Below are 394 nucleotides of genomic sequence, written 5' to 3' on the forward strand. Positions count from 1 at the left end.
AGTTTTTCCATTTGTGTTGATAGACGACTTTCACCTTTACGCCAGCCACCTTTTTTATCTAGTAGTGAGACTACAGAGTTGGTTGCTAAATAAGCGTCTTTCCAGCGTCTCAAGGTTCTTGAAGATACATTAACTTCACTTGCACGTCTTTCTAAACCTGTATCACCAGAATAGTCATCGTAAGCACCACCAATTAATGGTTTGATTGCTAAGTATTTCTGTTGAGCTTTTTTCCAATCTTCATCACTAATTTCATCGATATCAACCTTAACAGACACGTCATTATTGCTGCTTACATTTTTAAAGTCGTGAACACATAGCACTTCGTTACGTTGATCAAATAGGTTTTTGAAAACAGCTTGGTTAATGTCTTCAAGATACTCAATCAGTTGGT

1 pseudogene is annotated in these 394 nt (G+C 36.8%); it reads right to left on the minus strand.

From position 1 onward, the window contains the following. A pseudogene (locus tag BTV99_RS12775) lies at positions 1-394 on the minus strand (helix-turn-helix domain-containing protein); the annotation flags it as partial.

Source organism: Psychrobacter sp. Rd 27.2, assembly GCF_001921755.1.
GTDB classification, from domain to species: Bacteria; Pseudomonadota; Gammaproteobacteria; order Pseudomonadales; family Moraxellaceae; genus Psychrobacter; species Psychrobacter celer.